The organism is Paraburkholderia sp., assembly GCF_035656215.1.
Lineage (GTDB): Bacteria > Pseudomonadota > Gammaproteobacteria > Burkholderiales > Burkholderiaceae > Paraburkholderia.
Genome location: NZ_DASRSY010000094.1, coordinates 43,826 through 52,801, shown reverse-complemented (window position 1 = coordinate 52,801; position 8,976 = coordinate 43,826). Strand labels below are relative to the sequence as shown.

Here is an 8,976-nt window from a genome sequence, read left to right as displayed (position 1 = left end):
GTTGTCATCGTCATTTCGAGCATCTCGACCATCCGATCAATTTCAATGTAGGACAGATCGTCGGCGGCGATTGGCCATCGACTGTACCGCCCTGGTGCGAATTCGACATCCGCATCGCCACTTACCCCGGAACGAGTGCAGACCAGGCCTTCGCGGCAGTAGAGCAATGCATCACCGAACGCGCAGCAGCGGACGCGCGCTTTGGCGACTCCCGTCCGAGCGTCTCGAAGACGGGCTTCTACGCCGAAGGCTATGTGCTGGAAGAGGGAACGGATGCGGAGAATGTGCTGAAGGCATGCCACCGCCTCGCGTTCGATACCGAACTCAAATCTTTCACGACGCCAGGCTATCTGGATGCCCGGGTCTTCGTCATCTACGGCGATATGCCAACGCTCGTGTACGGGCCCAGGTCGCTCGACATTCACGGCTTCGACGAACGCGTGCACGTCGAATCGCTGCGTCTCATCACGAAAAGCATCGCGCTGTTCATCGCGGACTGGTGCGGGGTGGAGCCGATCTGACCGTACGCGCCGCAGAGAAGACGCGGCCTGTTCGGATCGAGGGTTCAGATCGGCGTTCCGGGCACGATGCTCGCGAATCTCGCCTTTCTCGTTTGCTCGGCGACGCCGTCGAATGAGGCTTTGGTGTCATAGGGCTGGCGCCTGCCGTTTCTCGCAAGTGCTTGCTGTTGCTGAGCGGCAGTCATCAGAGCGAACGCGACGCGGCTCCAGACAGGAGTTTCAGGAGAGCCGGCCTCTCCTGCGTCGGCCTCTCCTGATAGCAGCGCTTTGCCCGGGGGCTGTATAGCGGGGGTCTTGCATTAAACGAGGAATCAACGTGGACAAAAAAACGCGTGCCCGACTGGTCAACCGGTTGCGGCAGGTCGTTTTCCGACGTTAGGTCATTATCCTGAGACTGGATTTGCCGACCCGGCAGTTCGTGCGCTCGTGGTTAATACGAAGATCGTCGGACACGCGTTCACGCTTCGCGCGAAGGATGCGGACTCGCTGGCGGTGAATCGGGCGCTCGCGGCGCTCAAGCCGTGCGACATGCTCGTGATCGATATGGATCTGGATCTGGATCAAGTGCATGCCCTATCTGGTCGGTCACGGCTTGTGCGGCACATGGGAGGCATGCCGCTCGTCGATGAAAACACGGTCGTGTCGGGACTGATCCCGCCCGGACACAAGGTTGCGACGAGCGACATCGCTGCAGGCGCGCCCGTGCGCCGCTATGGCCAGATCATCGGCTTCGCGTCGCAGCCGATTCGCGCCGGCGAACATGTGCATGTGCATAACGTCGCGATGGGTGAGTTCGACCGCGACTACGCGTTCAGCGCAGACGTCAAACCGATCGGGTATGTCGCGCAGTCGGCGACGTTCCAGGGACTCGTGCGGGAAAATGGCCGCGTGGCTACGCGCAACTACATCGGCATCCTCACGACCGTCAACTGTTCGGCGACCGTCGCGAAGGGCATCGCCGGGCGGTTCGACGGCGAGTCGCTTGCGCGGTTTCCAAACGTCGACGGCGTCGTTGCCCTGACGCATCCGATGGGTTGCTGCATCGACACCAAAGGCGAAGGCATGCGACTGCTGCAGAGGACGCTCGCCGGATATGCACGCCATCCCAACTTCGCCGGCATTCTGGTTGTGGGGCTTGGCTGCGAAGCGAACCAGATCGCCGGCTTGTTTGGCGCACATGCGCTCGAAGAGAATGACCTGCTGAGGACGTTCACCATTCAGGACAGCGGTGGCACGTCGAAGGCGATTGCGAAAGGGGCCGCCATCGTCCTGGACATGCTCGGGCATGCAAACCGGGCAACCCGTCGTTCGGTCCCGGCGAGTCACCTGGTGCTCGGTCTGGAATGCGGCGGCTCAGACGGTTACTCGGGCATCACCGCGAATCCTGCACTGGGCGCAGCCGCGGACCTGCTCGTGCGCCACGGCGGCGCCGCGGTGCTGTCTGAAACGCCCGAAATCTACGGCGCCGAACATCTGCTCACCCGCAGGGCCGTCTCTCCCGAAGTCGGCCGCAAGCTGATCGAGCGCATCAGGTGGTGGGAAGACCATGCGGCCAGAAATCATGGTGAAATGAACAATAATCCGACGCCGGGGAACAAGGCCGGTGGGCTGACGACCATTCTGGAAAAGTCGCTGGGTGCCGTGGCGAAGGGCGGCACGATGAACCTGCAGGCCGTGTATGAATATGCGGAGTCCATCATCGACAAGGGCTTTTCGTTCATGGATACACCCGGCTACGATCCGATCTCTGTCACCGGTCTGGTTGCAGGCGGCGCCAACGTCGTGTGTTTCACGACTGGGCGCGGGTCGGCCTATGGGTGTGCGCCGTCGCCGTCGCTGAAACTCTCTACAAACACCGCGTTATGGCATCGTCAGCAGGAGGATATCGATATCAACTGTGGCAGCATTCTCGATGGCGAGCACACGGTGCAACAGATGGGCCAGGCGATCTTCGAGCTTGTGCTGCGCACGGCCTCTGGCGAGAAGACGAAATCGGAGCGTCATGGCTATGGCCAGAACGAATTCATGCCATGGTTTGTCGGGGCAGTGATGTAACTGACCTTTTCGCGTATTTCACAGAAGGACCTGTATTTTCAACTACCAACAGGAGCTAGCCGTGAGTCTTTATACCGCCGAACAGCATGACGGCTTCGCGCGCGATTTCGAGCGTGACGGAATAGTCGTTTTGCGCAACCATTTCACGCGTGACACCTTGCGCCGGTGGCAACTGGCCTTTGCGCCGCTACTGCAAGCCAGGATCGACGCGGGCGCCACTGCCGTGCGCGGCGAGAACCGCCACTACATCACATTGCCGTTTGTCGGCGTATTCGCCGATGAGTCCATTTTCTGCGACCCGGACATACTGGCGATCGTCGAGCGCGTGGCCGGTGACGACCCGGTGATGTGTCAGCTTGCGTCGGACACGCCTTTGCTGGGATCGACGTATCAGGACGTTCATCGCGACACGCCGGAGTTGTTTGACGGCGAGCCGGAGACACCGTCGTTCCAGCTTGCGGTCAATTTTCCCCTGTGCGACGTGACCGCCGAAAACGGTCCATTCGAAACGACACTGGGGACACATCGTATGAATAAGGATCTTGCCATGGCCGCGTTTGAACGCGGCGAGATACCGCTCGTGGCGATTCCGATGCAACTCGGAGACGTAATGATCCGTGACGTGCGCGCACTGCACCGTGGCACGCCAAACAGGACAGCCGAACCGCGGCCGATGGTGGTGATCGGCTACAGCCGCAAATGGTATTTCCGGCCCGAGGTTCGTATCGACGTACCCGGCGATGTGTTTCGAACACTATCACCACGCGGGAAGCGGCTGCTTCGCCATATGCCGCAAGTGGCGGACGCGGATGCCTTGGCGGACGGCGAAAGCTATCTGAAATTTGCCTATTGAGGGATTCTGGTGATGATATGGGCGAGCGGCGTATTTTTGTAAAACGCGAGTTTTCACGAAAAGTACTATATCGCTAAGCTCGCTTATCGGCTTATCGGCTTATCGGCTTATCGATACAAGGTGCTGGTGAAACGCTTAACGACGCATCATCGAACGGTTTGCTTGCGCTCATCTTCTCAACACGTACCTGCCATCCTTCATGGATGACTTTTCCGCGGTCGCTCACCAACACGCCTTTTGAACGCAGCAGCACCGGGCGGTTTGGAGCCTGCTCCTGCAAGCCGACTCCGGGAGGCCAACTCCCATCTTCAGTACAGCACCACAAGCTTTCGCCTGTGTTCGCGCCACACTCTCGTCCAGATGCCATGTGCTACCCGGCTTGCGCCGCGTCGCCTTGGCGCACCGGGCGAATCGAGCGCCAAACTTCTCGCACCAGCAACGGATCGTTTCGTACGTGACCGGGCTTTCTGGCTAAGAGCCTCGCACAGCCCTTCCCACAAAGACAATGTGCGTCGCGAATTAAATTGATCACCGCAAATCTATTACCCGGACGAATCGTGACAAGTCTCGCCCCTTCTGTATACGGTGTCGACACGCGTCCACTCCAAACGGGCGGTTTCTTGTCAGTTGTGGTCACCGGGCGGCATGTGCCTGGCGTTCAAGCTGCTCGCGATGTTCCGGCTCCGCGATCGCGATCATGCGCCGCATGCGTTCAGTCAGTGAGCAGCCACGCAGGTCCGCAATGCCGTGTTCGGTCACGATCACACCGGCGTCGCAGCGCGCGGTGCTCGCGGGCCCGGACAACGAGGCGACAATTCGTGATCGTTCGCCCGCCGTCGAACGCAGCGCGATCACGGGGACGCCCCTGCGGCTCAGATGCGCCGCGCGCAGAAAATCGGGCGCGCCCCCTACCGCCCCAAGATAGTCGCCGTTTGCGACTTCAGAGTTCGCCTGGCCCGTCAGGTCGACTTCGATCGCGGAATTGATCGCGACGAAGCGCTCGATCGAGCGCAACGCTTCTGCGCCGTGCGTCTCGTCGGTGCCGCGCAGCACGATGTCGGGGTTGCGGTCGGCGTAGGCATAGAGCCGCTTCGTCCCCATCAGAATACCTGCGACGCTTCTGCCAGCATCGCGCCCCTTGCGCGCATTCGTGAGCGCACCGGACTCGGCCAGATCAACCAGCGCATCGCCGACGATGCCCGAGTGAATGCCTAGATCCTTGCGATCAGTCAACCGCTTGAGGGTCGCTTCCGCGACGCCCCCGAGCCCGACCTGCAGCGTTGCGCCGTCGTCGACAAGTGAAGCGACGTGCTCCGCGATGCGTTCTTCGTGAGGCGACGGTACGCTATACGGTGTTTCGAGTGGCGCAAAGGCGGCAGGAACGAGCGCGTCAATCTCGTCCGGGCGTAACCGGCGTTCGCCGTAGGTGCGCGGCACATCCGGGTTCACTTCGGCGATTACCACTCGCGCCTGTTCGATGGCCGCGATCAGCAGATCGTTAGCCAGACCGAGGCTGTACATGCCGTCTTCGTCGGCCTGCGCGACCTGCACGAGAACGACGTCGATACGGCTACCCGCGCGCGCAAAGTCGCGCAACAGCAGCGAATAAGGCGTCGGGAAGATGTCGAGCAGCCCAGCTTTGGCGAGCGCCCGATTGCCACCCGCGCCGCAGTAGCTCATGAAGCGGAAATGGTCGGCGTGTTCCGGACGCAGGGTGCCGCTCAGGTCGATCCCCGAAAAGACATTCAGGCGCCCGAAATGCGCCCGTTGAGCAACTAGAGCCCGGGTTAGGGTCAAAGGTTCGGCGGTCGCCTGCCCCCACATGACAGTATCTCCGTCGCGCAAATACGGCGTCAGATCGGGCAATGAATCGGTAAACAAGAAGCCTCCTTACGCCTCGGCCGCTATCGGCGAGGTACGCGCTGAAAATCGGAGAGATAGGTCCGGCTTGAACTGGTCAGCGGCCCGCGATCTTGCGATCGATCAATGCGCCCAGTTGCGCGCTCGAAAGGCCAAGCACGTCTGTGAGCACCTGTTCTGTGTGTTCACCCAGACGCGGCGCAGGCCGGGCCGACGCGCGAGGGAATGCGGAGAATGCAAGCGGACTCCCTGGCGCGAGCAGCTCGCCAACTCCCGGCTGAACGACCGCCGAGAAAAGGGGATTAGCCAGCGAACATTCGGGATCGGTCGCCACCAGTTCGCGCACGGTCTGATATCGGCTCCAGCAGACCGCATGTGCATCGAACGCCGAGGCGACGTCCGCCAGCGTTCGGGCGGCGATCCACGGCGCAAAAAGCGCGGCAAGTTGAGCACGTGCGATAAAACGCTCACCCTCCCGCTGCAGATCGAGATCGAGTGTTTTGCCGAGCACATCGACATCGCCGGCAAGGCCAGTGGCCGCGCAGAGCGACTTCCACTGCTTCGTGGTCAGGCCGACAATCATGATGCGTTGCCCGTCTGCGGTCACGAAGTCGCGCCCGAAAGCGCCGAACAGATCGTTGCCCGCCCGCTCGCGCTGGTTGCCGAGTTGCGCCTCGGCAAGAAAGCCAAGATGGCCCATTACGGCGAGTGCCGCGTCCTCGAGCGCGAGTTTCACATGCTGTCCCACACCGGTCTGTCGGCGGCTGCGCTCAGCCGCGAGAATGCCGAGCGCGGCGAGGTTACCTGTGACGAGGTCCCACGCGGGCAGCACGTGATTGCAGACTTCGTCGGCGGTGCCGCTACCGGTGAGATACGGTATGCCGACGCGTGGATTGACCGTGTAGTCGACTGCGGAGCGGCCATGACGATCGCCGGTGATCGTCAACTGGATGAGGTCAGCGCGCCGCGCGCTTAGAGCCTCATAGTCGAGAAAGCCGCGTGGCGGGAAGTTGGTGAGCAGGATTCCCGCATCCGGACCGGGAGCGGTGACAAGCGCGGCGGCAAGCTCACGCCCCTCGGCGCTCGACAGATCGAGCGTGACGGACTTCTTCGACTTGTTGAGGCCGCACCAGAACAGGCTCGTGTTGTCTGCCGTGACCGGCCAGCGCCGGTAGTCGAGGCCGCCAGCGAGCGGGTCGATGCGAATCACTTCGGCGCCCAGTTGCGCGAGTGTCATGCCGCCGAGGGGCGCCGCGACGAACGCCGACGCCTCGACGATCCGCATGCCTTTCAGAATCGCATCAGGCAGCATGGGGTGCCTCGTTTTTTTCTGCAGCAATGCGCGTCAACGCGCGGTCGTACAGAGCGCGTGCGACAACCTTCAGCGCAAGGGTTTCCTCGGCGCCTTCGAAGATCGACAGTACGCGCGCATCGACGAAATATCGGCTCACGGCGCTCTCTTCCGCGTAGCCCATGCCCCCGTGAATCTGCAATGCTTCACGCGTGACCATCTCAGCCGAGCGGCAAGCCAGCAGCTTGACGAGGCTGGCTTCCATTTGCGCGCCGTCGTTTTCGAGCTGACGTGCAATCGCATAGGTCAGCTTGCGGCATGCAGCGTAGCGCGCGGCCATGCGCGCGATCTTCACTTGCGTGAGGGGGTAGCTCGACAGCGCTTTGCCGAACACCTTTCGGTCGCCAGCATAGCGAATCGCCGCATCGAGCGCGGCGCGCATGACGCCGGAGGCCCGCGCGGCGGTCTGCATGCGTCCACCCGTCATGCCCTGCATCGTGTAATAGAAGCCCTTGCCGAGGCCTGCTTCGCCGCCGAGAACGTGAGAGTCCGGAACAAAAAAGCGCTCGAAATGCAGGTCGAACGAATGCATGCCGCGATAGCCGATGGTCGGAATCGCCCGCCCGGTGAGACGCCCGCCACCGGGTTGCGCGAAGTCAAACTCGTGCGCGTCGCTCGACGGCTTCTCAACGAGCATGATCGACAAGCCGCGATGTCCGGCCGAACGATCGGGGTCCGTGCGCGTGACCACCATCAGCAGATTCGCCATGCCTGCGAAGGTGCACCACGTCTTGGCGCCGTCAAGCAACCAACCGCCCTCCACGCGCGTGCCTTTGAGGCTCAGGCTCGCGACATCGGAACCGAAGTCCGGCTCGGTGATCGCAATGCCGCACAGCGCTTCGCCTGATGCGATCGCGGGCAGCCAGTGCTGTTTTTGAGCCTCTGTACCGCCCGTGAGCAGCGCGCGAGAAAGAATCTCCGGACGCGTGATGAGACTGCCCGCCGCTGCAAGCGACGCCTCCGACAGCGCCTCGGTGACAGCCACCATCATCAGCGCGTCGTTACCGGTTTCCGATGCGCTGCCGCCGAGCGACTCCGGTATCGAGAGTCCAAAGGCGCCCATCTCGCGCATGCCATCCAGGATTTCGGGGGGAACCGTCAGATCGTGACGATGAATGCGTTCGGCAAGCGGTGCGACCACCTCCGTTGCGAAGCGCCGGAACGCGTCCTGCGCCATTGCGACGTCATCCGGCTGTTTTATGTTGGCAATCGACTCGGCCGAGCCGAGCGCCTCACCAAGGTGCGCGAGCGCTTCGCTGCTGCATGCCGCCTGGCGCAAGCGCGCAAACTCCACGCTTTGGGTGACCGCATGCAACCCTGCGGCGGGAATGGCAAGGTCGACATACAAAGCGTCAAGACGCTGCAGAACGCTCGTCATGGCGTCGGTGGCAAAGGCGAGTGAGAGGCGCATGTCCAGGTCGGTGGCGCAGTCTTCCGGGTCGGTTCGATCGCAGGCAGTTTCCGCTGCAAGCAGTTCCGCGCTCGCCAGCGCGATTTCATAGCTGGCGAACTGAAACTCGTCCAGCCGTGCCGCATCCAGCTTGCCGTCGATCACACATGAGCGGACGACCGCGAGCACTGCCTCGTCGAGTAACCAGCGAACACGTTGCAGCACGGTAGTCGCGGCAGTAAAACTTTGTGGGACGGATTGATAGAGCATTTTTGGATGTCGGAAGGTAGGCTGGACTGGCTGGCTCGGGCGGCTGCGCCTGAAACCATGGCGGAGGGCGTGCCCGACTTATGAGGTACAGGATAGGCAAGCCGCGCGGACGCCGGTAGCGGCAACCGCGCATGGCCGGCATGCGGTGACGGTATGGCTGAGACCAGCGACGAATCGACGAGCGGCCCTAGCCGGATTGCGGCATCGAAACCCTCGCCGATCAGATCCACATAGCGGTCCGTCAGAGTGAGATCGATCTCGACCTCCGGACGGTCCAGCAGGTATGGCGCGACGAGCGGCGCGAGACCGAAAAGCCCGAAAGTGACCGGCGCTGTGACCCGCAGCCGTCCGCGCGGGGTCGTCGAAAGGTTGCTCGCGACGGCCTCTGCCTCTTCGGCGTCCGCGAGCAGCTGCTTGCAGCGCCGATAGAACTCCAGGCCGATCTCGGTCAGGTTCTGACGACGCGTGGTTCGATTGAGCAGTTGTCCACCGATGCGCGCTTCGAGCTCGGCCACATGTCGCCCCGCCATCTGCGCAGAGATGTCGAATGCTAGCGCGGCCGCCGCGAACGAACCGGTATCGGCGGTCTTCACGAACACCGCCATGCTGGTAAGACGATCCATCATTGCAAACTCTCCGTTTCGTCAGCCTACACTCAACACGGCTTTATCACACA

Annotated in this window: 7 protein-coding genes and 1 pseudogene; 3 read left to right on the top strand and 5 right to left on the bottom strand. The window is 62.1% G+C overall.

Going from position 1 to position 8,976, the window contains the following annotated elements; genetic code table 11:
- From VFE81_RS05325 to VFE81_RS05315, 3 genes are all read left to right on the top strand, one after another.
- On the top strand, nt 1-521 hold a 521-nt coding region (locus VFE81_RS05325), incomplete at its 5' end, for a peptidase dimerization domain-containing protein (RefSeq protein WP_325043594.1).
- Between the two features lie 603 nt (nt 522-1,124).
- Nucleotides 1,125-2,576 (top strand): altronate dehydratase family protein, encoded by a 1,452-nt coding sequence (locus VFE81_RS05320; RefSeq protein ID WP_325043597.1) that lies wholly within the window; start codon nt 1,125-1,127, stop codon nt 2,574-2,576.
- A gap of 61 nt (nt 2,577-2,637) precedes the next feature.
- The gene (locus tag VFE81_RS05315; protein ID WP_325043593.1) at nt 2,638-3,429 is read left to right on the top strand and encodes a phytanoyl-CoA dioxygenase family protein; all 792 of its coding nucleotides are present in this window, start codon (nt 2,638-2,640) and stop codon (nt 3,427-3,429) included.
- Between the two features lie 351 nt (nt 3,430-3,780).
- On the opposite strand, the pseudogene VFE81_RS05310 reads toward VFE81_RS05315, so the two are convergent.
- The 5 genes and pseudogenes from VFE81_RS05310 to VFE81_RS05290 form a co-directional block, all read right to left on the bottom strand.
- Nucleotides 3,781-3,888: pseudogene (locus VFE81_RS05310) on the bottom strand (IS6 family transposase); the annotation flags it as partial.
- A 174-nt stretch (nt 3,889-4,062) separates the two neighbouring features.
- Nucleotides 4,063-5,253 carry an acetyl-CoA hydrolase/transferase family protein gene (locus tag VFE81_RS05305; RefSeq protein WP_414695551.1) on the bottom strand — a complete coding sequence of 397 codons (1,191 nt, stop codon included), beginning with the start codon at nt 5,251-5,253 and terminating at the stop codon, nt 4,063-4,065.
- 133 nt (nt 5,254-5,386) lie between these two features.
- Nucleotides 5,387-6,601, bottom strand: coding sequence for a CoA transferase (locus tag VFE81_RS05300; protein WP_325043591.1), 1,215 nt, complete (start codon nt 6,599-6,601; stop codon nt 5,387-5,389).
- Nucleotides 6,591-8,255: an acyl-CoA dehydrogenase gene (locus VFE81_RS05295; protein ID WP_325043590.1), complete on the bottom strand. Its 1,665-nt coding sequence runs from the start codon at nt 8,253-8,255 to the stop codon at nt 6,591-6,593. The genes VFE81_RS05300 and VFE81_RS05295 overlap by 11 nt, the downstream gene beginning before the upstream one ends.
- Nucleotides 8,192-8,926 carry a LysR family transcriptional regulator gene (locus VFE81_RS05290; RefSeq protein WP_325043589.1) on the bottom strand — a complete coding sequence of 245 codons (735 nt, stop codon included), beginning with the start codon at nt 8,924-8,926 and terminating at the stop codon, nt 8,192-8,194. Before VFE81_RS05290 ends, VFE81_RS05295 begins: the two co-directional genes overlap by 64 nt.
- Nucleotides 8,927-8,976: the final 50 nt, after the last annotated feature.